Annotated in this window: 23 protein-coding genes; 2 read left to right on the top strand and 21 right to left on the bottom strand. The window is 61.1% G+C overall.

Annotation, left to right across the window (positions count from 1 at the left end):
* The first annotated feature begins 117 nt into the window (after window positions 1-117).
* Window positions 118-1,305 (top strand): efflux RND transporter periplasmic adaptor subunit, encoded by a 1,188-nt coding sequence (locus tag ACIQWP_RS06445; protein WP_402783782.1) that lies wholly within the window; start codon window positions 118-120, stop codon window positions 1,303-1,305.
* Window positions 1,306-1,319: 14 nt separating this feature from the next.
* The gene (locus tag ACIQWP_RS06440) at window positions 1,320-4,664 is read left to right on the top strand and encodes an efflux RND transporter permease subunit (protein WP_402783780.1); all 3,345 of its coding nucleotides are present in this window, start codon (window positions 1,320-1,322) and stop codon (window positions 4,662-4,664) included.
* 38 nt (window positions 4,665-4,702) lie between these two features.
* Here the strand turns inward: ACIQWP_RS06440 and ureG are convergent, their stop codons facing one another.
* From ureG to ACIQWP_RS06335, 21 genes are all read right to left on the bottom strand, one after another.
* On the bottom strand, window positions 4,703-5,314 hold the full coding sequence (gene ureG / locus ACIQWP_RS06435; protein ID WP_402783778.1) for an urease accessory protein UreG: 612 nt from the start codon (window positions 5,312-5,314) through the stop codon (window positions 4,703-4,705).
* Between the two features lie 106 nt (window positions 5,315-5,420).
* Window positions 5,421-6,107, bottom strand: coding sequence for an urease accessory protein UreF (locus tag ACIQWP_RS06430; RefSeq protein WP_402783776.1), 687 nt, complete (start codon window positions 6,105-6,107; stop codon window positions 5,421-5,423).
* Window positions 6,108-6,113: 6 nt separating this feature from the next.
* Window positions 6,114-6,617, bottom strand: coding sequence for an urease accessory protein UreE (gene ureE, locus ACIQWP_RS06425; RefSeq protein WP_402783774.1), 504 nt, complete (start codon window positions 6,615-6,617; stop codon window positions 6,114-6,116).
* Window positions 6,618-6,695: 78 nt separating this feature from the next.
* The gene (locus tag ACIQWP_RS06420; protein ID WP_402783772.1) at window positions 6,696-7,556 is read right to left on the bottom strand and encodes a GGDEF domain-containing protein; all 861 of its coding nucleotides are present in this window, start codon (window positions 7,554-7,556) and stop codon (window positions 6,696-6,698) included.
* Window positions 7,557-7,830: 274 nt separating this feature from the next.
* Window positions 7,831-9,543 (bottom strand): urease subunit alpha, encoded by a 1,713-nt coding sequence (ureC, locus tag ACIQWP_RS06415; RefSeq protein WP_402783770.1) that lies wholly within the window; start codon window positions 9,541-9,543, stop codon window positions 7,831-7,833.
* A 3-nt stretch (window positions 9,544-9,546) separates the two neighbouring features.
* The gene (locus ACIQWP_RS06410) at window positions 9,547-10,170 is read right to left on the bottom strand and encodes a Urease operon accessory protein (RefSeq protein ID WP_402784366.1); all 624 of its coding nucleotides are present in this window, start codon (window positions 10,168-10,170) and stop codon (window positions 9,547-9,549) included.
* Between the two features lie 17 nt (window positions 10,171-10,187).
* Window positions 10,188-10,619 carry a lysozyme inhibitor LprI family protein gene (locus ACIQWP_RS06405; RefSeq protein ID WP_402784363.1) on the bottom strand — a complete coding sequence of 144 codons (432 nt, stop codon included), beginning with the start codon at window positions 10,617-10,619 and terminating at the stop codon, window positions 10,188-10,190.
* 22 nt (window positions 10,620-10,641) lie between these two features.
* A complete protein-coding gene (locus ACIQWP_RS06400; protein WP_402783768.1) occupies window positions 10,642-10,947 on the bottom strand; it encodes an urease subunit beta in 306 nt (101 codons plus the stop codon).
* A gap of 10 nt (window positions 10,948-10,957) precedes the next feature.
* Window positions 10,958-11,212, bottom strand: coding sequence for a DUF1272 domain-containing protein (locus ACIQWP_RS06395; RefSeq protein WP_402783766.1), 255 nt, complete (start codon window positions 11,210-11,212; stop codon window positions 10,958-10,960).
* Window positions 11,213-11,219: 7 nt separating this feature from the next.
* Window positions 11,220-11,522 (bottom strand): urease subunit gamma, encoded by a 303-nt coding sequence (locus tag ACIQWP_RS06390; RefSeq protein ID WP_004107086.1) that lies wholly within the window; start codon window positions 11,520-11,522, stop codon window positions 11,220-11,222.
* A gap of 142 nt (window positions 11,523-11,664) precedes the next feature.
* Window positions 11,665-12,486 (bottom strand): urease accessory protein UreD, encoded by an 822-nt coding sequence (locus ACIQWP_RS06385; RefSeq protein ID WP_402783765.1) that lies wholly within the window; start codon window positions 12,484-12,486, stop codon window positions 11,665-11,667.
* A 227-nt stretch (window positions 12,487-12,713) separates the two neighbouring features.
* Complete coding sequence (locus ACIQWP_RS06380; protein ID WP_402783763.1) at window positions 12,714-13,409, bottom strand: class I SAM-dependent methyltransferase; 696 nt, start codon at window positions 13,407-13,409, stop codon at window positions 12,714-12,716.
* 124 nt (window positions 13,410-13,533) lie between these two features.
* Window positions 13,534-14,505 carry a 2-hydroxyacid dehydrogenase gene (locus ACIQWP_RS06375; RefSeq protein ID WP_402783761.1) on the bottom strand — a complete coding sequence of 324 codons (972 nt, stop codon included), beginning with the start codon at window positions 14,503-14,505 and terminating at the stop codon, window positions 13,534-13,536.
* A gap of 148 nt (window positions 14,506-14,653) precedes the next feature.
* On the bottom strand, window positions 14,654-15,775 hold the full coding sequence (locus tag ACIQWP_RS06370) for a branched-chain amino acid ABC transporter substrate-binding protein (protein ID WP_402783758.1): 1,122 nt from the start codon (window positions 15,773-15,775) through the stop codon (window positions 14,654-14,656).
* A 186-nt stretch (window positions 15,776-15,961) separates the two neighbouring features.
* The gene (locus tag ACIQWP_RS06365; protein ID WP_402783756.1) at window positions 15,962-16,315 is read right to left on the bottom strand and encodes a DUF6867 family protein; all 354 of its coding nucleotides are present in this window, start codon (window positions 16,313-16,315) and stop codon (window positions 15,962-15,964) included.
* A 24-nt stretch (window positions 16,316-16,339) separates the two neighbouring features.
* Window positions 16,340-17,068, bottom strand: a complete 729-nt coding sequence (locus ACIQWP_RS06360) for an ABC transporter ATP-binding protein (RefSeq protein WP_402783754.1) — start codon at window positions 17,066-17,068, stop codon at window positions 16,340-16,342.
* The gene (locus tag ACIQWP_RS06355) at window positions 17,068-17,940 is read right to left on the bottom strand and encodes an ABC transporter ATP-binding protein (protein WP_402783752.1); all 873 of its coding nucleotides are present in this window, start codon (window positions 17,938-17,940) and stop codon (window positions 17,068-17,070) included. The genes ACIQWP_RS06360 and ACIQWP_RS06355 overlap by 1 nt, the downstream gene beginning before the upstream one ends.
* On the bottom strand, window positions 17,940-19,331 hold the full coding sequence (livM, locus tag ACIQWP_RS06350; RefSeq protein ID WP_402783750.1) for a high-affinity branched-chain amino acid ABC transporter permease LivM: 1,392 nt from the start codon (window positions 19,329-19,331) through the stop codon (window positions 17,940-17,942). Before livM ends, ACIQWP_RS06355 begins: the two co-directional genes overlap by 1 nt.
* Before the next feature lie 4 nt (window positions 19,332-19,335).
* On the bottom strand, window positions 19,336-20,238 hold the full coding sequence (locus ACIQWP_RS06345; protein WP_402783748.1) for a branched-chain amino acid ABC transporter permease: 903 nt from the start codon (window positions 20,236-20,238) through the stop codon (window positions 19,336-19,338).
* Window positions 20,239-20,544: 306 nt separating this feature from the next.
* A complete protein-coding gene (locus ACIQWP_RS06340) occupies window positions 20,545-22,971 on the bottom strand; it encodes an FAD-dependent oxidoreductase (RefSeq protein ID WP_402783746.1) in 2,427 nt (808 codons plus the stop codon).
* A 219-nt stretch (window positions 22,972-23,190) separates the two neighbouring features.
* Complete coding sequence (locus ACIQWP_RS06335; RefSeq protein ID WP_402783744.1) at window positions 23,191-23,745, bottom strand: sarcosine oxidase subunit gamma; 555 nt, start codon at window positions 23,743-23,745, stop codon at window positions 23,191-23,193.
* Window positions 23,746-23,748 lie beyond the last annotated feature (3 nt).

Here is a 23,748-nt window from a genome sequence, read left to right as displayed (position 1 = left end):
GGCATGACAGACGGATATTGATCCGCCGGGTAAGCCGGCTCGCATGCAGTGATCCCCGTGTTCGCGACGGATAACAGCGAAATCCCTTTGACCAAATGCCGAACTGGAACCTGACGCATGGCCCTCACGCCGTTTAGATTTCTGAGCACGACCGCCATCCTGCTTCCGCTGCTGGCGGCACCCGTCATGGCGGAGCAGCCCGCCGTTACCACGCCGAAGCAGAATCTGCCCGCCATCGTCATCACTACAGCGACGATGCGCCATCTGACGGACAAGGTCGTCGCGACCGGCACGGTGAAAGCCGTCGAGGAAGTTTACATCCAGCCGCAGGTGGATGGCCTGTCGATCCGCACGCTCAACGCAGATGTCGGCGACCGGGTGCAGGCGAACAGCACGCTCGCCACGCTGAACGACGACGCATTGGTCCTGCAGAAGAGCCAGATGCAGGCGACGCGGGCCAAGGGTGAGGCAAGTCTTGCGCAATTGCGCGCACAGCTCACCGAGGCGCACGCCAATGCGGAAGAGGCCGAATTGCAGCGCGTCCGTGCCGTGACCATGGGCGCCAAGGGCACGATGTCGACCTCTTCCGTCGAACAGGCGAATGCCTCCGCCGCCGCCAACAAGGCGCGCGTGGTCTCCGCCGAGCAGGCGATTGCGGTTGCCGAGGCCGATCTGAAGGTCACCGACAGCCAGATCGCCGACACCGACCTGAAGCTTGCCCGCACCGGCATCAAGACCCCGGTCGCAGGCACTGTCGCCTCGCGCAACGCCCGCGTCGGCGCCATTGCCAACGGCAATGGCGACCCGCTTTTCACCATCATCCGCGACAGCCAGCTCGAACTGGTGGTCGATGTCTCCGAAAGCGACATCACCAGGATATCGGCCGGACAAAAGGCCCTGATCGCCCTTTCCGGCAGCCGCGAAAAGCTTGCCGGAACCGTCCGCCTCGTCGCGCCGATTGTCGATCCCGTCACCCGCCTCGGCGCGGTGCATATCTCCATTGACGATGGTGAGAAGGCGCGCGCCGGCATGTATGGCAGCGCCGATATCATCATCCGCCAGGAAGACGGCATCGCCTTGCCCTTGACGGCAGTCAACAGCGAGGAAAACGGCTCATCGGCCCGCAAGGTCGAAAACGACGTCGTCAAGTTTGTCAGTGTCGAGACTGGCATTCAGGACGGTGCCTATATCGAGATCGTCAAGGGCCTGAATGCGGGCGACGATGTCGTCGCCAAGGCGGGCGCCTATGTTCGCGACGGCGACCACATCACGCCGGTGCGCGATACGTCGCAAGCCTCCAACTGAGCGAGAACGGCAAGATGAACTTCTCCGCCTGGTCCATCCGAAATCCGGTCGCCCCGCTCCTCGGCTTCTTCCTGCTGATGGTGGTGGGCGCGCACGCGTTCTTCAATCTGCCCATCACCCGCTTCCCGAACATCGATGTACCTATCGTCAACGTCACCGTGACGCAAAGCGGCGCCTCGCCAGCCGAGCTCGAAATGCAGGTGACGAAGGAAATCGAGGACGCCGTCGCCAGCATCAATGGCATTGACGAGATCCAGTCGACCGTCACGGATGGCCAATCGCAGACCGTGGTCATCTTCCGCCTGGAAGTGCCGACCGAGCAGGCCGTTCAGGATACCAAGGACGCGATCGACCGTATCCGCGGCAACCTCCCATCCACAATCGATGCGCCGATCGTCTCCAAGGTCGACGTGGCCGGCCAGGCGATCCAGAGCTTTGCCGTTTCGTCGCCGAACATGACGCTCGAAGAGCTGTCCTGGTTCGTGGACGACACGGTCAAGCGCGCCCTGCAGGGTAAAGCGGGCATCGGCCGTGTCGACCGCTACGGCGGCGCCGATCGCGAAGTGCGCATCGAGCTCGATCCGAACAAGCTCAACGCCTACGGCATAACAGCGCTTTCGGTGAGCCAGCAGCTTCGCAGCACCAATATCGACCTCGGCTCCGGCCGCGGCCAGGTTGCCGGCAGCGAGCAGGCGATCCGCGTGCTTGGCGACGCCCGCAATGTCGCCCAGCTTGCCGATACGACGATCGCGCTGACCAATGGCCGCTTCGTCAAGCTCTCCGACCTCGGCGCGATCAAGGACACCTATCAGGAGCCCAAGTCGTTCTCGCGGTTCAACAGCACGCCTGTCGTCACCTTCGGCGTATTCCGCGCCAAGGGTGCCAGCGAGGTGACTGTCGCCAAGACCGTGGCCGACACGCTCGACAAGGTGCGCGCGGAGAATCCGAGCGTCTCGATCGAGATGATCGACGATTCCGTCTACTACACCTATGGCAACTACGAATCCGCGATGCACACGCTGATCGAAGGCGCCATACTGGCCGTCATCGTGGTGTTCCTGTTCCTGCGAAATTGGCGCGCGACGCTGATATCGGCGGTGGCTTTGCCGCTTTCCGCGATCCCGACATTCTGGATCATGAGCGAGATCGGCTTCTCGCTGAACCTCATCAGCTTCCTTGCACTGACGCTGGCTACAGGCATTCTCGTCGACGACGCCATCGTCGAGATCGAGAATATCGCCCGCCATATCAAGATGGGCAAGACGCCGTACCGCGCGGCAATCGAGGCTGCGGATGAGATCGGACTGGCCGTCATCGCCACGACGTTCACCATCATCGCCGTCTTCGTGCCTGTCTCCTTCATGCCGGGCATTCCGGGCCAGTACTTTATCCAGTTCGGCCTGACGGTCGCCTTCTCGGTATTCTTCTCGCTACTGGTGGCGCGTCTCATTACGCCGATGATGGCCGCCTACCTGATGCGCGCAGAAGACGGCGTCGACGATCATCACGACAATGACGGCCGCTTCATGCGCGGTTACAGCTGGCTGGTGCGGCGGACAACACGGCATTGGTACACGCGCTATCCGACGCTGCTTGCAGCCTTTGCCTTCTCGGTCGCTTCGGTCTTCGCTCTCATCATGTTCGTCCCCGGCAGTTTCATCCCGCCGGAAGACTCCTCGCGCATCGTGCTGTCGGCGGAACTGCCGCCGAACGCCCGGCTCGACGATACGGAACAGGCAACCAACGAGATCTATCGCCGTGTGAAGGGCATAGATGGTGTTGAAAGCGTCTTCGTTCTCGGCGGCGCTTCGCCGAAAGGCGATCTGGAACTGCGCCGCGCCACCGTGACGCTGACGCTCGGCAAGCTCGACCAGTCGCTGACGAAGAAGCTGCTGAACGATATGCTGGGCTCGCTGCCCGTCATCGGCCCCTATCTACCGAAGGTCACCGTGCATGGCCGCGTGCGCCCGCAGTGGGACATAGAAAAGGAAGTTTTTGCCAAGCTGCGTTCGATCCCCGATGTCCGCATCACCAAGCTGAACGACCGTGGCGACCGCGATTTGACCTATAACTTCCTGTCGCGCAACGAAAAGGATCTGAACCAGGCCGTCGGCATCCTCGAAGCGAAGCTGCGCACCGATCCGACGCTTGCCAATGTCAGCGCCGACGGCGCTCTGCCGCGGCCCGAATTGCAGATCTTTCCGCGCAAGGATGAGGCGGCGCGCCTCGGCATCACGCCGCAGATGATTTCCGACACGGTCCGCGTGGCCACCATCGGCGACATCGACGCTTCGCTCGCGAAGATCTCGCTCGACGATCGCCAGATCCCGATCCGCGTTCAGGCGTCGCTTGGCATGCGCCAAGATCTGGCGGCGATCCGAGCGTTGCGCATCAAGACGTCCATGGGCACCACCGGACAGGCATCCGCCAACACCACCGTGCCGCTGTCGAGCGTGGCCGACATCGACTATTCCGAGGGCCTGTCTTCCATCAAGCGCAACAACCGCTTCCGCGTCGTCGCCATCGGCGCCGACCTGCCACAGGGCGTGGCGCTGGATACGGCATCCGAACACTTCCTCGATATCGTCAACAACGCCAAGATCCCGGCAACCGTGCATCTGGCCGAAAGCGGTGACACGAAGGTTCAGAAAGAAATGGAGCAGAGCTTCGGCAATGCCATGCTGCTCGGCCTCCTGCTGGTCCTGACCGTGCTGATCCTGTTGTTCAAGGATGTGATCCAGCCCTTTACCATTTTGCTGTCGCTGCCCCTGGCGATCGGCGGCGTCGCGCTGGCCTTGATCATGACCGGCAACGCGCTTTCCATGCCTGTCATGATCGGCATTTTGATGCTGATGGGCATCGTGACGAAGAACGCCATCCTTCTCGTCGATTTCGCCATCGAGATGATGCATCAGGGCATGCCACGGCTGGAAGCGGTCGTCGAAGCCGGTCGCAAGCGTGCCCGCCCGATCATCATGACCTCGATCGCCATGTCGGCCGGCATGCTGCCGTCCGCCCTCGGCGTCGGCGAAGGCGGCTCCTTCCGCGCGCCCATGGCGATTGCCGTGATCGGCGGCATCATCGTCTCGACAGTGCTCAGCCTGGTGGTCGTGCCGTCTTTCTTCCTGATCATGGACGACCTGTCCCGCCTGCTCGGCTATCTCTTCGGCAGGCTCGTCGGCAGGAAGGATGCGGATGACGAAGTCATCACCAAGGAAGGTCTCGCCGTCGCCGTCAACGAAAACCGCCAGTCGCTCAGCAGCCTGGAAGAACGGCTTGAGGCGATCGAAAGCAAGGATGGCAGAAGCAGGTCCGTGGGCACGAATGTCCTGAAACTGCCGCCCTTTGCGGCAGAATAAGACGCCTCATCGGATAGGGCTGATATCGACAGGGCGGCTCAAAGGCCGCCCTGTTCCTTTAGAAAATCGACGATCTTACTGACGCCCTCGCCCCGCTTCATGTCGGAAAAGACGAAGGGACGCGCCTGGCGCATGCGGGTTGCATCCCGATACATGACGTCGAGATCGACCTCGACGAAGGGCGCCAGATCCTTCTTGTTGATGACGAGAAGGTCGGATTTGGTGATGCCCGGCCCGCCCTTGCGCGGGATTTCCTCGCCCTGGCACACGGAAATCACATAGATGGTGATATCAGCAAGATCGGGCGAGAAAGTCGCTGCCAGATTGTCGCCGCCGGATTCGATGAAGACCACATCGAGATCGGGCAGCCGCTCGTTCAGGCCGGCAATGGCCTGCAGGTTGATGGTCGCATCCTCGCGAATGGCGGTATGCGGGCATCCGCCGGTCTCGACGCCGACGATGCGATCCGAGGTCAGCGCCTGCATCCGCACCAGCGCTTCCGCATCCTCGGTTGTATAGATATCGTTGGTAACGACAGCGACGGAATAGTCGTCGCGCATCGCCTTGCACAGCTTCTCCGTCAGTGCCGTCTTGCCCGAGCCGACGGGGCCGCCGATGCCAACGCGCAAGGGTCCATTTCTCGATTTCATGCTCGCAACTCCGATAAAGCAACAGCATAGCGAAGCGCCCGGCCGCCGCACAGCGGCGAATGACGTAGGCCATGCTTCGATTTCAGTATTTCCCCGATGGCGCACATCATGACCGGAAGAGCCGCGTACCCTGGGTTTCATGGCGCAAGCTTGCAATATCCGCCTGCACGCTGGCCGAGCCGAGATCGTCGAGGCTGGATTGCGCCGCCCGTCGCGCAACAGCGGCAAAGAGCTGCTCCAGCCGCGCGAGGATGGCGACGCCATCTTTCTGTCCGCTGACGCCGAGGCGGATGCCGGCCGACACCATCTGCGAGGCCAGCGCATGCAGGAAGGCCGCAGACGTCTCTTCGGCTGAGATGCCATGGGCACTTGCGACCGCTCCGACCGCAACCGGATAGGCCATTCTCGCCGGAAGCATGGAAAAGACCTCGTGCGGCCAGGCGGAGGCGGCCGAGAGAAAGGCATCTCCAAGCAGCATGGTCTCGTTATGACGTTCCTTGGAGCCAGCCAGCGCCTCGGCAAGCTCCGCGACTGCGGAAAGACGCGCCATGTCTGCGCCTTCCCGGTGAGCCTCGCTCAGCAGCACCGCATCATTCCAAACCGGGCCATGCTGGATCAGCGATGCGATCCAGTCTCCGAGGTCGATGCTGTCGCGCACCAGAGCATCGTGCACGGCACGCTCGAGACCGCCGGAATAGGCAAACGATCCCACCGGAAATGCGGGCGACAGCCAGGCCATCAGCCGCAGCAGCGCCTGCAGATCGCGATCGTCCGTAACTGCGGTGCCGGTCATCGGGGTTCAATCGTGCGAGTGGTCGTGATGATCGTGCCCGTGGTCATGGTGGTGGCCCTGGCCATGCGAATGGCCGCCATGGGAGTGATAGGCGCCGCGCGCAGGCTGGAACGGTTCGCTGACTTCGGTCACGACAGCGCCCAGCCCTTCGAGCATGGCGCGGATGACGTGATCACGCAGGATCAGGATGCGCTCCTCCTCGATCTGCGCGGAAAGATGCCGGTTGCCGAGATGCCAGGCAAGTTCGATCAGATGCCTGCGATCACGCGGGCGGATCTCGAAAAGCTTCTCGTCCGCCGCAACGATCTCGATCAGCTCGCCATCCTCGCGCACCAGCAGGTCGCCGCTGGCAAACAGCACCGGCTCCTTGAGGTCGAGCATGACCATTTCGCCGTTTTCGAGATGCAGCAGCTTGCGGCGCAGATGCCTGAGATCATGCGGCAGGACGACGCGATCGATCGGATTGGAGGAAGGGGTGCCGGCCGGCAGATAGGAGGTGACGCGTTGCATGGCTGTTCCAGTTCAATGCTTTGTCAGACCATGCAAAATAGTCGCCTCCCGCGCAAGCATCAATGACGCGCGGGAGCCTCACATCCGCTGCACATATCGCTGCAGCTCCCTGACATCTGTCGTCGCTTCCTGTTCCTCCTCGGTGGCACAGCGATGCCAGACCTGCGACAGCCGCTCGCGCTCGTGCATGACGCGATTGCGGCCGAGCGTCTTGGCAAGATAGAGCGCCTTGTCGGCGGCGGCATAGACGGCCTCCGTCTTGCGATCGCTGCCGATGTCGGCAATCCCGGCGGAAATGGTGATTTTTACCGAACCGCCATCGATGGCGATCGGATGTTCGGCGATCTGCTCCTTGATCGCTTCAACGCGCGCGACGCGTTCGGCCGTATCGCCGCCATGGATGATGACGCCGAATTCCTCGCCACCGAGCCGGGCGATTACGTCTTCCCCGGTAAAGGCTTCGGAAAATAGCTGCGACACCGCGACGATCACGGCATCGCCGGATGCGTGCCCGAAGCGATCGTTGATCGTCTTGAACCGGTCGAGGTCGAAGATCGCAAGCGAAGCGCCGTCACCAGCCGTATTCAGCGCCTCGGTGAAGGCGCGACGATTGAGCAGGCCGGACAGCATGTCGGTACGGCTCAAGCGCTCAAATTCGGCGTGCGAGACAGCCAGCCTGTGGATGGAAAAGCCCGCCAGCACTGCCAACGCACCGGACACGGTGCCGCCGATGATCCATGCGAGCAACACGCCGAAGCGCAATGCCTCGAAGATCGGCAATGGCAGAAGATCGAGCCACTGCAGCACGAAAAGCAGCGCCAGAATGATCGCGAGCGACATGATGACGGCGACAAAACTCATCTTGAGCGCGAAAATAAAAATCGCACGTCGCTGCTGAAAATTACCGAGTTCGGCCTGCAGCGAAATCCATTGCTTCATGCGATTCACCTTCCTCAGCCCACTATTTCAATCATGTGAGATAGGGGTGAAGACGCTTCCAGCTCTTTAATGTAACAATTAAAATGCGCTGCATTTCCCAAGTTGTGAACAGTCAGCGGCGCCGACCCGAACACGCCGGTTTGCCGATGGAAATACAAGACCCGGGCTCGGGGGGGTATCGCAGCTTCGACAATACTGTATTCAGCACGCAGCATAGGAAACCCCGGAAAGCCGGGGCTTTCCCGTATGCTGTTGATTACGCGTGGAAACGCCTTCAGAAGAGGAAGTAGCGTTGCGCCATCGGAAGCACCGTCGCCGGTTCGCAGGTGAGAAGCTCGCCATCGGCCCGCACTTCATAGGTCTCGGGGTCCACCTCGATATGCGGCGTGAGGTTGTTGTGGATCATCGACGCCTTGGAAATGCCGCCTCGCGTATTCCTGACGGGCAATAGCGTCTTGGCGACGCCGAGCTTGCCGGCGAGCCCGGCATCGAACGCCGCCTGGGAAACGAAGGTCACGGAAGAATTCGTGCGATTCTTGCCATAAGCGCCGAACATCGGGCGGTAGTGCATGGGCTGCGGCGTCGGGATCGACGCATTCGGATCGCCCATGGGAGCCGCCGCGATGGACCCGCCGAGCAGGATCATCTCCGGCTTCACGCCGAAGAAAGCCGGATTCCAGAGTACCAGATCGGCACGCTTGCCGACCTCGATCGAGCCGACCTCGTGGCTGACACCATGCGCGATCGCCGGGTTGATCGTATATTTGGCGATGTAGCGCTTCGCGCGGAAATTGTCGTTATCACCGACCTCCTGTGCCAGGCGGCCGCGCTGACGCTTCATCTTGTCGGCGGTCTGCCAGGTGCGGATCGCCACTTCGCCGACGCGGCCCATGGCCTGGCTGTCGGATGAAATGATCGAGAAGGCGCCGATGTCGTGGAGAATATCCTCGGCTGCGATCGTCTCCTTGCGGATGCGGCTTTCGGCAAAGGCAATATCCTCAGGGATAGACGGCGACAGGTGATGGCAGACCATCAGCATGTCGAGATGCTCGGCGATGGTATTAACCGTATAGGGCCGCGTCGGGTTGGTTGACGACGGAATAACGTTCGACTGGCCGCAGATCTTGATGATGTCGGGCGCATGGCCGCCACCCGCCCCTTCCGTGTGGAAGGCATGGATCGTGCGACCCTTGATGGCGCCGATCGTATCTTCGACGAAACCGCTTTCATTCAACGTATCCGTGTGAATCATCACCTGCACGTCGTATTCATCGGCAACGCTGAGGCAGCAGTCGATCGCCGCCGGCGTCGTGCCCCAATCCTCGTGCAGCTTCAATGAGCAGGCACCGCCGAGCACCATCTCTTCCAGGGCCGCCGGCAGCGAGGCATTGCCCTTGGCCGACAGGCCGATATTCATCGGAAATGCATCGAAAGCCTCGATCATCCGCGCCAGATGCCAGGGTCCCGGCGTGCAGGTCGTTGCCAGCGTGCCATGTGCCGGCCCGGTGCCGCCGCCGAGCATGGTGGTGACGCCGGACATCAGCGCTTCCTCGATCTGCTGCGGGCAGATGAAATGGATATGGCTGTCCATGCCGCCGGCAGTGACGATCTTGCCCTCGCCCGCGATCGCCTCCGTCCCCGGTCCGACAATGATGTTGACACCGGGCTGCGTATCAGGATTGCCGGCCTTGCCGATAGCGACGATGCGACCATCTTTCAGGCCGATATCCGCCTTGACGATCCCCCAATGGTCGAGGATCAAAGCATTGGTGATAACGGTGTCGACCGCGCCGTTCGCTCGCGTCACCTGGCTCTGCCCCATGCCGTCGCGAATGACCTTGCCGCCGCCGAACTTCACTTCCTCGCCATAGGTGGTGAAATCCTTCTCGACCTCGATGAACAATTCGGTGTCGGCCAAGCGAACCTTGTCGCCAACCGTCGGTCCGAACATGTTGGCATAGGCGGCACGGGAAATCCTGTAGGGCATGGATCAGTCTCCTTGGGAGGCAGAGATGAGGTTCGTGTCGGCAAGGCGCCGCAGGCGGCCGAGGGATATGTAGGCGTCCACCAGCCGCTTCTCGGCGGCAAAGGGATGCTCTTCCCAGCCAGTATGGCTGAAGCCGGTAATAGCGATATCGTCGCCGGGATGGCGTGCCATCGCCTCGGCAATCACGATCATGCCGCTGCTCGGCACCACGTAAGCGCCGGGATCATGCTCCGCGAGCGCCGCATCGACGCCCTCGTGAACGGATTGATCGATCACGACATGCCGCTTGCCTGTGGCCTGGCAGAAGGCGGTGAACTGGTCGGTATAATCGTCGCAGAAGTCGTCGAGTTGCGGATGCGAGATCGCCAGGGGCGCGCGCAGCGTATCGAATTTTCTTGGATCGCGCACGCTCCAGATTTCAGACGCCGAGGCAACGGCGGGGCTCTTGCGCCACTCGGCCGAGCCGAGCATGGCGCGCGCCGGCCGGCCTGTGTTGCACACCGCAACGACATCGGTCCGGCTGCCGCCGGCGCCCATCGAGCGGCAATCGTTGAAGCGGATTACGAGATCGGCGGCATCGATGACAGCCGCAGCGCCTGCTGCGATCTCACCATTGCCAATGATCATCACCGTGCGCCTGGAACTCACTGATTGCCCTCCGGTCCATCGGCGAGATCCTTCAGTTCCTTGGTCCGCGTCTTCGTCAGATCCGCCTTGCAGCCGGAAACGAGCATAGGCTCCATGGAGCCGCCGCGCGCCTGGAACCCCTGCGCCTCGCACTCGCCATCGCGATAATCTACCCAGGCGCGCTGCGCCTTGACGAGCGCCTTTTCGGCGCCCTTCATGTCGTTGTCGAGATCCGCGTCGATGGCGATCATCGCGGCTCGCGTCTTCTTGTATTGTGCATTCAGCGCCTTGTCGGACGTGTCGAAATCGAGCGCGGCGCAAATATTCAGGTCGGTCTGCGTCTCCGCCTTGGCGCAATCGATCTTCGGCTCATCCGGATTGTTCTGCGCAAAGGCAGGACCACAGATCAGGGCTGCGGCAAGAGCCGCAGCAGACGCAAGCAATTTCATCGACATTGAATTCCCCCCAAACCTAAAGCTTGCCCATGACCTGCTGGCGGAAGCCATAGACTTCGCGCTTGCCGGATAGCGGGATCAGCGTCACCGAGCGCGTCTGACCCGGCTCGAAACGCACCGCGGTTCCGGCGGGAATATCGAGCCGCATTCCCCTTGCCTGGTCGCGGTCGAAGGAAAGCCCTGCGTTGGTTTCGGCGAAATGATAGTGGCTGCCGACCTGCACCGGACGGTCGCCGGTATTGGAAACCTCCAATGTCACGGTCGGCGCTCCGGCATTGAGTTCGATATCGCCGCCTGCGGCGATGACTTCACCTGGGATCATGGTTGTCTCCTCATGCGGCCCGGACGGGCGCACATCCCTCTGCTTTCAGAACACGCGTGGTTGAAGCGGGGTATTTGGCAAGCAACGCCGCTGGACGGATCGGACGCGGGACGAAGCCGCCGCCGCAATTCGGACAGACGCCGCCCAAGACAGTATCGACGCAAGCGGTGCAGAAGGTGCACTCGAAGGTACAGATCATCGCCTCGTTGCTATCCGCCGACAGATCCTTGTCACAGCACTCGCAATTGGGTCTCAGTTCCAGCATGACAGCCTCATCTTATCGGCTCGTGGACAGTGACGAGCTTGGTTCCATCGGGAAACGTCGCCTCGACCTGAATATCATGGATCATCTCGGCGATCCCTTCCATCACCTGATCGCGCGTGATGACATGAGCGCCAGCCTCCATCAACTCGGCGACCGGACGCCCGTCCCGCGCGCCTTCGACCACGAAGTCCGTGATCAAAGCGATGGCTTCGGGATGGTTGAGCTTGACGCCCCGCTCCAGCCGCCGCCGCGCCACCATCGCCGCCATCGAAATCAGCAGCTTGTCTTTTTCTCTCGGAGTGAGGTTCATCGCCTACCTATTTGATTGCGGTTTCCAGAGCATGATGCCGAAACGTGTCAGGGGAATTCGGAGGACACCATGCTCCAGTTCTTTGATTTTGAAGCCGGATGATTTTAGTTCAAACAGGCCTAAAATCATCCGGCTCTGCGGACTACAGGTTCCAGACTTTCGGCACGGGCGCTCCATTACGCAAGACGGAAATGATCGGGATGAGGATTTTTCTGAGCGCGAAACCATCGGCAGCGGCAAGCCGCACGACGAGCTTCTCGCCCCAGTGGCTGGCGCCCCCCATATGCGTTTCGAGCAGTGGCCGTATGCGGCCGAGATAGGTCTCGGCCGACGGCCCGACATAAAGCAAGGTCGCAAACGCCACCTGACCGCTTAAGACGGCCGCCTTGGCCGTCAACGCAGCCACATCGCCGTCCAGGCGCAGCTCCTCGGCATGAACGAGCCGTCCGCAACGCCGAATGCGCCAGCGATCGCGGAACAGCCCCTGCCCCATCGCCTCGCCCATGGCCTTCCGCCCGAGCAGGATCGCCTCAACGGCAAGGAATTCGGCCGTATCATCAAGCTCGACGTTCAACGCACGCGAAAGCGAGGCGCGATCGAACAGGATGGTCTCCTGCGGCAGCCAATCGACCCGCGCGCCGCTACCGACCTTGATCGAGGTTTCGACCTCGGCCGTGCCGGCCGAAGCCTTGTAGATCTTTTCACAGGCTTGCGTCGTCACATCGATGCGCGTGCCCAGTCCGGCGACGACGCTCCAATCCATTCGGTCGCCGCCGGTCAGGCCGCCGGCGGTGTTGATGATAACAGCCTCCATGGAGTGATCGAAGGTTTCCGGCAGCCTGATCTTGGCCGCTCCTTCCTGGAAAAGCTCGGCCAGACGCGCGCGACCGCCAAGCGACTTGGCCGCCAGATGGCCGCGACCCCGCGCCCTCTGCGGTCTCGTGCCTGCCGCCGCCATTACCATCTGCCTCTCCACATACGACACCATGCCCTTGCCCGGCCATTGAAGCCCGGCAAGGAATAAATGCAAGCAATTCCTGTGCCTTATACGATCCCCCGCAATATCCGGATTCGACCTGCGGCCTTCGCCGCATTTTTCGTCAAACGCCGAAAAGATAGGCAATGATCTTCGGCCGATTGATCGGGTATCAGGAGCGGATCTATGGGAAGCTCGGCCTGAGGACCGCATCTCTATCCCCTCGTTGCAGAGAAAAAGAGGAACCGGGGCTTGGTCGTCAGGCTTTTATAGGCCTCCGGAAAAAGGGTGCTGACCCTAGGGTCCGGCTGCGGCTCGCTCACGACGTCGATCTGAAATCCAGCCGATTTCAGCGCATCGAACATGGCATGCAGCGGCCGGTGCCAAAACCGCATGGTGATGGCCTTGCCGCCGCGCCGCCACGTCTCGCTGAAGTTATAGGTCTCGAAATAGCTTTCTTCGCCGGCAGGATCATGATCCATGAACGGGTGATGCGTGGAAAAAATCAGGCGACCGCCATCGGACAAGACGCGCCTGAACTCCGAAAGAGGCCGCGACCAATCGTGCAGATAATGCATGACCAATGAGGCCATGACCAAATCGAAGGCGCCGTCTTCGAAAGGCAGCGGCTCGTTCAAATCTGCCAGCAACAATCGCGCCCGCCCTTCCAGACGACGCCGCGCGATTTCGAGCAAGCCCGTGCTCGCATCGACACCGGTCAGGATCGCTCCTCGATCGACAAGGGCGGCCGCATGTGCCCCGCCGCCGCAACCCGCATCGAGGACGCGAAGTCCAGCCACATCGCCGGCAAGAGAAAGAATTGCCGGGCGCTCGTAATAGGCATTCCAGGCATTGTTCTCGTTGTCGGCCTGATAGGCAGCTGCGAACGCATCATAGTCATTGTCAGACAACGTCACCCCCTCGTCGAGGAACGGCATATTCGACAGCATCTCATTTGGTTGACGAACGTACCCTATCGATGCGCAATTTCCGCGACAAGGTTGTGTTTTCGACCTGGATCAACGCGTCCTGAGGCTAAGCCACGCGGTCCGGCGGCTCTCGCCCGGCAAAGAAGGCGGTGATATTGTCCACCACCTTCATGCCCATCGCCGTGCGCGTCTCTTCCGTCGCGCTGCCGAGATGCGGCAGGAGCATGACGTTATCCATTTCCCGCAGCCGCTCGGGAACATGCGGCTCCGCCTCATAGACATCGAGACCGGCGCCGCGGATCGTTCCCTGCTCCAGCGCCGAGATGAGCGCGGCCTCGTCGACGACATCGCCCCTTGCGGTATTGATCAGGAAGGCGCCTGACTTCATGGCGGCGAAGCGAGCCGCATTCATCAGATGGCGGTTCTCGGCGCCGCCGGGGCAATGCAGGGAGACGAAATCGGAGACTTCGAGAACATCCTCGACTGTCTGCAATTGCACGGCGCCATAGCGCGCCGCCTCCATCGGATCGATGGCGGAGCGATTGTAGAAGACGACATCCATGCCGAAACCGAAATGGCAGCGTTGCGCGAAGGCACGGCCGATGCGGCCGAAGCCGACGATACCGACGGTCTTGCCGGTGACCTTGGTGCCGACGAGATGCGTCGGCCGCCAGCCGCTCCAGGCGCCGGCCCTGACCTCACGCTCGCCCTCGCCGCCACGCCGCGCGACGGACAGAAGAAGCAGCATGGCGATATCGGCCGTGCAGTCGGTCAGCACGCCCGGCGTGTTGGTGACGACCACGCCCTTTTCCTTGGCGGCCGCGATATCGATATTATTGAAGCCGACGCCGAAATTACCGAGAATCTTCGTCCGGATCGTCTGGCCCTCGAAAAGCGCGGCCGGAAGCTTGTCGGAGACGGTTGGCAGAACCGCATCATAGGCGAGCAGCGCCTCGCGCAGCTGTCTTGCATCGAGTGCGATATCGTCCTTGTTGAGCGTGGTGTCGAAACGTTCCGAAAGCACGGACTCGACCGCTGCCGGCCAGCGCCGGGTCACGAGAATACGGGGTTTGCTCATGCTGCCATCCTCCTGCCGATACAGGGGCAGACTTAAAGCAGCTTCGGCATGAAAGAAATGGCGAACCGCTGTCGCGGATATGAAAAAGCCCGGCCAATGGCCGGGCTCCTCAGAACGTGCATATGCCGGAAGACCGGCACTGCGAAGATTACTTCTCGATTTCGGCGTAGTTGTACTTGCCGTCGGAACCCTTGGACCACTTGTACATGACATAGTCCGGACGGGTGATGTCGCCCTTGGCGTTGAAGCCGAGGTCGCCGATAGCGGTCTTGAACGGACCCTTTGCCTTCATTGCATCGGCAACGGCCATCGGGTCGTTGGAGCCGGCAGCCTTGGCAGCGGCGGCGATGACCTGCAGTGCGGAGTAGGAGTACAGCGTATAGCCTTCCGGCTCGTAGCCGGCAGCGCGGAACTTGGCGACGAGATCGGCAGAAGCCGGGTTCTTGCGCGGGTCCGGCGAGAAGGTCATCAGCGTGCCGTCGACGGCGTCGCCGGCGATCGAGGCCAGTTCGTTCGAAACGATACCGTCACCCGACATGAAGTGAGCCTTCACGCCCTGGTCGGCCATCTGGCGCATGATGAGGCCAGCTTCGGTATGCAGACCGCCGTAATAGACGAAATCCACACCAGCCTGCTTCATCTTGGCGATGAGGGCCGAATAGTCCTTGTCGCCGGGGGTGATGCCTTCATAGAGAACTTCGGTCACGCCAGCGGCGTTGAGGTTCTTCTTGGTTTCGTCGGCAAGGCCCTGACCATAGGGGGTCTTGTCGTGAACGACGGCAACCTTGGCGCCCTTGAAGTTGTCGGCGATATACTTGCCGGCAACGGCACCCTGCTGGTCGTCACGACCGCAGGTGCGGAAGGTGTTCCAGAGGCCGCGCTCGGTAAACTGCGGATTGGTGGAAGCCGGGGTAACCTGCAGAATGCCGTTTTCGGCGTAGACTTCCGAAGCCGGGATGGAAACGCCCGAGTTGAAGTGACCGACGACGAACTTGACGCCGTCAGCAACGAACTTGTTGGCAACTGACACGCCCTGCTTGGCGTCGGAGACGTCGTCGCCGAGTTCGATCTTGATCTTTTCTCCGTTGATGCCGCCTGCCGCATTGATGTCGGCTGCAGCCTGCTCAGCGCCCTTCTGGAGCTGCGCGCCAAACGCAGCATTCGCACCCGTCAGAGGGCCGCCAACGCCAACAATGATGTCGGCCTTCGCAACGCCGCCGAAAGCGATCATCGCCGACAAAGCCACCGCCGACAGAAGATACTTCTTCATATTATTACTCCCAATTTTTAAGCGGGTTCCGTTTGATCTGCCCTGCGCGATACCCACCAATCATCACGCCGGTAACGCTTGCATTCCGAACTCTGGAAGCATGACCCAGCCCGTTCCCGTTTGTTTTTATGGGGCTTGGGTGACGCTCGTAATCGCACGCAGACTGTGCCTAGTTTGGGCGCACTGTCAATTCTTCTTCTTCCAGGAAAAGGCCGAGGTCTTTTCATAGAGCCAGTAATAATTGTTCACCATCTGATCGGTACGTCGATACCGGTATCCGGCTGTCGCAAAGACCAGCAGAAGCACGATATCGATGACGTAGATGGTGACGTCGAACACCGGGCCATTGAACAGCGCATGGTGCAGGAACTGCAGGCCAAGGCCGATCAGAAAGCCGTAGATGACAACAAGCGGATAGGTTTCCCAGTTGGATGCGACAGCGCGGCCGGCACGCCATGCGGTCCAGAAACCGAGGATGACGATGACCACGCGGATGACCATGCGGCCGCCGGTATCGCTGTCGAAGAGAAGTCCCTGCATGTCAAATTCTCCGCGAAACGAAACTCAATGATGGCCGCCTTCGAGATAGGCGGCGCGCACTTCCGGATTGGCGAGCAGTTCCTTGCCCGAACCGCTCATCGTCACCCGGCCGTTGACCATCACATAGGCGCGGTCGGAAAGCTTGAGCGCCGCGAAGGCGTTCTGCTCGACGAGGAACACCGTCAGCCCCTGGGTCTGGTTCAGGACCTTGATGGCCTCGAAGATGCCCTTGACGATCAGCGGCGCGAGACCGAGCGACGGCTCGTCCAGAAGCAGCAGCTTCGGACGCGCCATCAGCGCACGGCCGATCGACAGCATCTGCTGCTCGCCGCCCGAAAGCGTGCCGCCGCGCTGCGACTGGCGCTCTTTCAAGCGCGGGAAGAGCGTGAAGATCTTCTCGACGTCCTCGTTGAAATATTTGAGTTTGTCGAGGCTCGCGCCCATCTGCAGGTTTTCATAGACGGTCATGCGCGGAAAGATGCGCCGCCCCTCGGGCGACTGGGCGATGCGAAGCCGGGCAATCTCATGCGTCGGCATGCGCGTGATATCGCGGCCGTCGAAGGTGACCGAGCCGGTGCGTGCCTGCGGACTGCCGCAGATCGTCATCATCAGCGTCGATTTGCCGGCGCCGTTGGCGCCGATCAGGCTGACGATCTCGCCGCTGTTGACTTCGATATCGACGCCGGCAAGCGCGCGGATGTTGCCGTAGTAGGTTTCGACACCCGCGACTTTCAGAAGTGATTGCCCCGCCATCAATGTTCACCCTCTTGGAGGTGTTCGACTTCGGCAATCACCTCTTCTACTTCTTCGTCCTCGACACCCAGATAGGCCGCGATCACGCGCGGATCGTTCTTGACCTCATCCGGCGTGCCGTCGGAAATCTTCTGCCCGTATTCGAGCACGATGACATGGTCGGAAATTTCCATGACCACGGACATATCGTGTTCGATCAAGAGGATCGACGTGCCGGTGTCCTTGCGGATGCTGCGCAGAAACTCGTTGAGCACCAGAGACTCGCGGGGATTGAGGCCAGCGGCCGGCTCGTCCAGGCAAAGGAGCTCCGGACCCGTGCACATGGCGCGGGCGATTTCCAGGCGGCGCTGGGCACCATACGGAAGGTCGCCGGCCGGATCGTCGGCCCGGTCAACGAGGTCAGCCTTCTCGAGCCAGAAACGCGCAAGCTCGATCGCGTTCTTTGCCTCGCTACGATAGCGACCGATGCCGAGCAGGCCGAGGATCGTATAGCCGGAGGCGCGCATCAACTTGTTGTGCTGCGCCACCAGCAGATTTTCGAGCACAGTGAGACCCGAAAACAGGCGGATGTTCTGGAACGTGCGCGCCACCTTGGCCTCACGCGTGATCCGGAAATCCGGAAGCCGCTCCAGCATATATTCCTTGCCGGCCTTCTGGTTGAGGGTGATCATGCCCATTGTCGGCTTGTAGAAGCCGGTGATGCAGTTGAACACGGTGGTCTTGCCGGCTCCGTTCGGGCCGATCAGCGCCGTGATATCGCCGCGCTTCGCCTCGAAGGAGAAGTCATTGATCGCCATCAGGCCGCCGAACTTCATCGACAGATGATCGACCTTCAGCAGGGTGTCGCTGGGGGTTGCGGTCACAGCGTTCATCAGCCGTGGCCCTCCTTGGTAAAGCTGCCCGAGACCGCTTTTCGCTCCTTGAGGAAGGCGGTCGGCTCACGCGTGCCGACAAAGCCGCGCGGCTTGATGATCATCACGACCACCATGGCAAGGCCGAAGATCAGCATGCGGTAGAGTTCCGGGGTGAAGTCCGGCCCGAAGATCAGCTTGAGGAAATCCATATCGCGCAGCAGTTCGGTGCCGCCGACCATGGCGATGGCGGCAATCGCGATGCCCTTGAGCGACCCCATGCCGCCGAGAACGACGATCGCCAGGATCACCGCTGATTCGAGGAAGACGAAGGATTCCGGCGAGACGAAGCCCTGACGTGCAGCGAAGAACGATCCTGCGAAACCGCCGAACATCGCGCCCGTGGCGAAAGCGGTGAGCTTCGTCGTGACCGTGTTGATGCCGAGCGAACGGCAGGCGATTTCATCCTCGCGCAGCGCTTCCCAAGCACGTCCGATCGGCATGCGGCGCAGGCGGATCGTCACGTAAGCCGTCAGCATGCAGAGCGCCAGGATGACGTAGAATAGGAAGATCTTGTACCAGGCCGAGGAGATCGGCAGGCCGAACGACCGGACGAAATTGTGCGGGTCCTTCATGTCGAAGGTATAAATACCGAACAGCGAAGCCTTGGTGATGTTGGAGATGCCGAAGCTGCCCTGCGTCACGTCGGTCCAGTTGGTCAGCACGATGCGGATGATTTCGCCGAAGGCCAAGGTGACGATCGCCAGATAGTCACCCCGCAGGCGCAGCACCGGGAAGCCTAGGATCATGCCCCAAAGCGCGGCAAGAAGCCCCGATATCGGCAGAAGCAGCCAGAAGGACAGGCCGAAATGCATCGACAACAGTGCGTAGGAATAGGCACCGACCGCGTAGAAGGCGACATAACCCAGGTCGAGGAGGCCGGCGAGGCCGACGACGATGTTCAGACCCCAGGCGAGCATCACGTAGATGAGGATCTGGATGCCGAAATTGTCGACATAGGTCAGCGACCCCTGCGGGCCGAGGATACCGACCGCCGCCAGCGGATAGATGAGCAGCAGGACGAGCGCGATCTTGTTGAAATGCCTGGCGGCGAAGCTCGGTTCGCCTTCCACCGCCACGACCTTGGCCTTGGCGGCCTTTCGCGCCGCCAGATAAGGCTGAACGGCGACCGTCATGATGAAGCGGCCGACGGCGGCGATTGCGACGATGGTCGCCAGAAGACCCCAGCGCTGCACGATGATCAGCTTGTTGTCTATGTTCTGATCAGTCTTGAGACCGATATAGAGGACGAACATGCCGAAGGCGATGACAGCGGTCCAGAGGGCGTCCGTAATCCCCTTCTGGACAAGACCGGGCGCGGTCTTGCCTGCAACGAAGTTTGAATTTGCCATGGCGTTATACCTTTTCGACTTCCGGCCGGCCGAGAATACCCGTCGGCTTGAAGATCAGCACGTAGGCCAGGATACCGTATGTCGCGACATCCTTATACGCGATGGGAAAATTGCCGGACCAGAACGACTCGATGAAGCCGATCATCAGGCCACCGAGGACGGCGCCCGGCAGCGAACCGATGCCACCCAGAACCGCCGCCGTGAAGGCCTTGACACCAGGCACGAAGCCGTCCGTGAAGTTGGCGACGCCATAGTACATCATATACATCGTGCCGGCGACGGCCGCGAGCGCGGCACCCATGATGAAGGTGATAGAGATGGTGCGGTCGACATTGATGCCGAGCAGCGCCGCCATCTTGCGGTCCTGTTCGGTGGCGCGCTGGGCGCGACCGAGCGCCGTCTTGTTGACGATATACCAGAAGGCTGCCAGCAGAACGACGGTTATGATGAAGATAATGATCTGCTTCAGGGACAGTGAGACCGCACCGAAGTTGTAGACATCCCCCACCAGCGTCGGGATCGGCTTGTTGCGCGGGCCCTGAGCGACCTGGATGAAGTTCGACAGCACGATCGACATGCCGATTGCGGTGATCAGCGGCGCCAGCCGGAACGATCCACGCAACGGCCGGTAGGCAATGCGCTCAATCACCCAGTTCCAAAGGCTCGTCATCAGCATCGCGACGATGAGCATCACCAGAAGCAAGACCGCAACCGGCAAGCCGGCAAAGAGCGAGACGAGAACCAGATAGGTGATGAGAGCGGCAAAGCCACCGAGCATGAAAACATCACCATGGGCGAAATTGATCATGCCGACAATGCCGTAAACCATGGTGTAACCGATGGCGATCAGGCCATAGATGGACCCGAGAGTCAGCCCGTTTAAGAGCTGCTGGATAAAATAATCCATATGTCATTTCCCCTGGATGCGGCGTCATACGACCACATCTCTTATTACTTTTTTAGGTTCCTTCTAGAGGCCTATGGCCGCGATTCCATACTGGTTTCGAAGGAAATGTGAAGCCAAAAAGGCGAGAAATTGACAAATTCTTTTCAAATCGCCGTGCGCTGATGCGAATCCGACCAAAAAAGACACAAAAGCGGCAGCTCCTGGCTTAAAAAACAGCCAAGATTGCTCTTCAGCGCGCTCGCGCTGAAGAGCTTTCGTCAGCGGCGGGCCTGCCAGGGTCCGCCGCGGGCTTGCGAACGGTGTTTTTTAGGAGCGCATGCGCGCGCCATCGGCATCGAACAGCGGCTCGGCCTGCAGCTTTGCCGGCAGAAGCTCGCCGAGCAATTCAATCGACCAGCCCTGCGCCTCGTCGGCGACCTCCTTCGGCACATAGCCGACCGCAACAGAGAGGCCGGACGCATGGGCATAGCCACCCGACGTCACCCAGCCGCAGACCGCGCCATTGTGATAGATCGGCTCGTCGCCGATGACGTCGGCATCCCTGGCCGAAAGGATGAAGGTGCGCAGCCGCAGCGTGCCGCCCTCCGCCTTCTCCTTGGCGGCAGCGGCTTTGCCGATGAAATCCGCCTCCTTGGACAGAGCCACGAACCGGTTGAGACCAGCTTCAAAGGGTCCGTAGAGCGGCCGATACTCGCGCGCCCAGCTACCATAGGATTTATCGAGACGCAGCGCGTTCAGCGCTCTCAGGCCGAAGAGCCGGATGTCGAACTCGGCGCCTTCCTGCATCAGAAGATCGAAAATATAGCGCTGGTGCTCCGGCTTCATCCAGATCTCGTAACCGAGATCGCCCGTATAGGAGACGCGGCCGACGATTGCGGGCGCCATGCCGATATCCATGCGGCGAATCGACATGAAGGGAAATTCTGCGGTGGAGAGATCCTGATGGGTCAGTTTCTGCATGAGCTTGCGGGCCTTCGGGCCGGCAATCGAAAGGCCGAGGAGCGAAAGACCGAGTGCCTGGAGCTCAACCGTGCCATCCTTCGGCAGGAGGCTTTCGAACCAGCGCATATGGTAGGCTTCGGCAATGCCGGAGCCTATGAGAAGGAAATCCTCCTCGCCGAGCTTCGCCAGCGTGAAGTCGCCGATGAGCTTGCCGTCGTGCTTCAGCATCGGCGCGAGCGTCATGCGGCCGACGGCGGGAATGCGGCTGGTCAGCAGCCTGTCGAGGAATGCTTCCGCGCCCGGCCCCTTCACCGAATATTTGGCAAAGCCCGAGGTCTCCATCAGGCCGACGCTCTCGCGGACCGCCTTGGCTTCCGCAGCGACGACGTCGAAGTCGTTGGAACGGCGCCAGGAGAATTGATCCTCCTCGCCCTTCGGCGCGAACCACAGCGCCTGCTCGAGGCCGTAATACGCGCCGAAGACACCGCCCGCCTCCTTCAGCTTGTCGTAGATCGGCGTCGTCAAGAGAGGACGCGCGGCCGGTAGCTCTTCGTTCGGGTAGCGGATGGAGAAACGGCGGGCATAGTTCTCGCGCACCTTGGCATTGGTATAGGCGAGTGTCGCATAGTCACCGTAACGAGAAACGTCCATGGCGAAGACGTCGAAGCCCGGATCGCCGTGGATCATCCAGTTGGCAAGCGCCAACCCGACGCCGCCGCCCTGGCTGAAGCCGGCCATGACGGCACAGGCCGACCAGTAATTCCTCAGTCCCCGCACCGGACCGACGAGAGGATTGCCATCAGGCGAGAAGGTGAAGGGTCCGTTGATGATCTTCTTGATGCCGGCATTGTTGAAAGCCGGGAAGTGGCGGAAGCCGACTTCCAGTTCGGGCGTGATTCGCTCGATATCCTCGGCGAGCAACTCGTGGCCGAAATCCCAGGGCGTCGTCAGCGGCGACCAGGGACGACATGCCTTTTCGTAGGTGCCCATCAGCATGCCCTGCCGCTCCTGGCGCAGATAGATCTCGCCATCGAAGTCGACGCAGTGCATTAGCTCCTTGCCCGTGGACTTGTTGAAGTCCATCACCTCGGGCATGTCCTCGGTGATCAGGTACATATGCTCCATGGCGAGCACGGGAAGTTCCAGCCCGACCATGCGGCCGACTTCGCGCGCCCAGAGGCCGGCGGCGTTGACGACATGCTCGGCAATGATCTCGCCCTGGTTGGTGATGACACGCCAGGAACCGTCCTCGCGCTGCACCAGCTCTTCCACCTTCGTGTGCAGATAGATTTCGCCGCCGTTCTTCTTGGCCGAGCGGGCATAGGCATGCGTGGTGCCATAGGGGTCGAGATGGCCTTCGACAGGATCGTAGAGCGCGCCGACGAACTGGTCTGGGTCGAGGAGCGGCATCATCTCATGCGCTTCCTTCGGCGTCAGCAGCGTCGCTTCAAGACCATTATAGCGGCCCTTGGAGAGAATGGACTTCAGCCAGTCGAAGCGCTGCGGCGTGGCGGCCAGCATCAGGCCGGAGGTCAGATGCAGGCCGATGTCCTGGCCGGAATATTCCTCGATCTCCTTGTAGAGCTCGACCGTATATTTTTGCAGCTTGGCAACGTTCGGATCGCCGTTGATCGTGTGCATGCCGCCGGCGGCATGCCAGGTCGATCCGGAGGTCAGTTCGGAGCGCTCCAGCAGCACCACATCCTTCCAGCCGAACTTCGTCAGGTGATAGAGCACCGAACATCCGACGACACCGCCACCGATGACGACGACCTTGGCATGGCTTTTCATCTAGGAATCCCCTGTATTCGGCACGAAGCCGCCGGGTGTCTTCCCGCGCGACCGACCGCATTTGAGAGGAAACCTAGAGACTATCCGATAGGCCAAATAGCCCGAACTGCGAAGCCGATATGTCTGTTTGCGCCATCGCAATTGTTCGGATCGCGCCATCGTCTTTCGGCGGCGCAAGCCGGAGGGTCAGGCACGCGATGTCCGCCGGCAAGGGGGTTTTCAATCGGCAAAACCCGCCGTCAGCGCGAACTCCCGCCCCATCTCCATGATCTCCTCGAACACGCTGCCGGCATAGGAGCGCGGCAGGATGATCTCGAAGGCGTCCGGCCCGGTACGGGCGACATTGGCACTCACATGACAGCACAGCATGCTGGCTGATTGTCCCTGAGCGAAGACCTCCGGATGCAAGTCCACGGCCACGCATTTCGCCAGGATGCGACGGACGCTGGGGCCGGAAATGCGAAGCAGCACGCGGCCATCGCTCTGTTCGAAGAAGGAAGCCCGGGCTGGATCGAGCGTGAAGAGATCGCGTGCCACGCTCTCGGCACCGAGCGTCTCCGACACGACAAGCCATTCCCGTGGCCCGATCTCGCGAATGGATACATCCTTGATCGCCTTCAGGCTCGCCAGGATGCCGTCCTGATCGCCGGCCCTGCCGAGCACGGAGAAGATGGCGGGACGGCGTACGACGGCAAGATGATTCGGATTGGCGGCAGCCTCGAAGCCGGAAATGTGATCTTCCAGCACATGCCTGTTCTGAAACGCGACGCTCATCAA

This window comes from Rhizobium sp. NPDC090279, assembly GCF_044769665.1.
Lineage (GTDB): Bacteria > Pseudomonadota > Alphaproteobacteria > Rhizobiales > Rhizobiaceae > Rhizobium.
This window is presented reverse-complemented; position numbering and strand designations above follow the sequence as displayed.

Bases quoted from the DNA above. Each gene is read 5' to 3' on its own strand.
- ACIQWP_RS06445 (WP_402783782.1), top strand. From the start codon at position 118: ATGGCCCTCACGCCGTTTAGATTTCTGAGCACGACCGCCATCCTGCTT.
- ACIQWP_RS06440 (WP_402783780.1), top strand. From the start codon at position 1,320: ATGAACTTCTCCGCCTGGTCCATCCGAAATCCGGTCGCCCCGCTCCTC.
- ureG (WP_402783778.1), bottom strand. From the start codon at position 5,314: ATGAAATCGAGAAATGGACCCTTGCGCGTTGGCATCGGCGGCCCCGTC.
- ACIQWP_RS06430 (WP_402783776.1), bottom strand. From the start codon at position 6,107: ATGACCGGCACCGCAGTTACGGACGATCGCGATCTGCAGGCGCTGCTG.
- ureE (WP_402783774.1), bottom strand. From the start codon at position 6,617: ATGCAACGCGTCACCTCCTATCTGCCGGCCGGCACCCCTTCCTCCAAT.
- ACIQWP_RS06420 (WP_402783772.1), bottom strand. From the start codon at position 7,556: ATGAAGCAATGGATTTCGCTGCAGGCCGAACTCGGTAATTTTCAGCAG.
- ureC (WP_402783770.1), bottom strand. From the start codon at position 9,543: ATGCCCTACAGGATTTCCCGTGCCGCCTATGCCAACATGTTCGGACCG.
- ACIQWP_RS06410 (WP_402784366.1), bottom strand. From the start codon at position 10,170: ATGATCATTGGCAATGGTGAGATCGCAGCAGGCGCTGCGGCTGTCATC.
- ACIQWP_RS06405 (WP_402784363.1), bottom strand. From the start codon at position 10,619: ATGAAATTGCTTGCGTCTGCTGCGGCTCTTGCCGCAGCCCTGATCTGT.
- ACIQWP_RS06400 (WP_402783768.1), bottom strand. From the start codon at position 10,947: ATGATCCCAGGTGAAGTCATCGCCGCAGGCGGCGATATCGAACTCAAT.
- ACIQWP_RS06395 (WP_402783766.1), bottom strand. From the start codon at position 11,212: ATGCTGGAACTGAGACCCAATTGCGAGTGCTGTGACAAGGATCTGTCG.
- ACIQWP_RS06390 (WP_004107086.1), bottom strand. From the start codon at position 11,522: ATGAACCTCACTCCGAGAGAAAAAGACAAGCTGCTGATTTCGATGGCG.
- ACIQWP_RS06385 (WP_402783765.1), bottom strand. From the start codon at position 12,486: ATGGTAATGGCGGCGGCAGGCACGAGACCGCAGAGGGCGCGGGGTCGC.
- ACIQWP_RS06375 (WP_402783761.1), bottom strand. From the start codon at position 14,505: ATGAGCAAACCCCGTATTCTCGTGACCCGGCGCTGGCCGGCAGCGGTC.
- ACIQWP_RS06370 (WP_402783758.1), bottom strand. From the start codon at position 15,775: ATGAAGAAGTATCTTCTGTCGGCGGTGGCTTTGTCGGCGATGATCGCT.
- ACIQWP_RS06365 (WP_402783756.1), bottom strand. From the start codon at position 16,315: ATGCAGGGACTTCTCTTCGACAGCGATACCGGCGGCCGCATGGTCATC.
- ACIQWP_RS06360 (WP_402783754.1), bottom strand. From the start codon at position 17,068: ATGGCGGGGCAATCACTTCTGAAAGTCGCGGGTGTCGAAACCTACTAC.
- ACIQWP_RS06355 (WP_402783752.1), bottom strand. From the start codon at position 17,940: ATGAACGCTGTGACCGCAACCCCCAGCGACACCCTGCTGAAGGTCGAT.
- livM (WP_402783750.1), bottom strand. From the start codon at position 19,331: ATGGCAAATTCAAACTTCGTTGCAGGCAAGACCGCGCCCGGTCTTGTC.
- ACIQWP_RS06345 (WP_402783748.1), bottom strand. From the start codon at position 20,238: ATGGATTATTTTATCCAGCAGCTCTTAAACGGGCTGACTCTCGGGTCC.
- ACIQWP_RS06340 (WP_402783746.1), bottom strand. From the start codon at position 22,971: ATGAAAAGCCATGCCAAGGTCGTCGTCATCGGTGGCGGTGTCGTCGGA.
- ACIQWP_RS06335 (WP_402783744.1), bottom strand. From the start codon at position 23,745: ATGAGCGTCGCGTTTCAGAACAGGCATGTGCTGGAAGATCACATTTCC.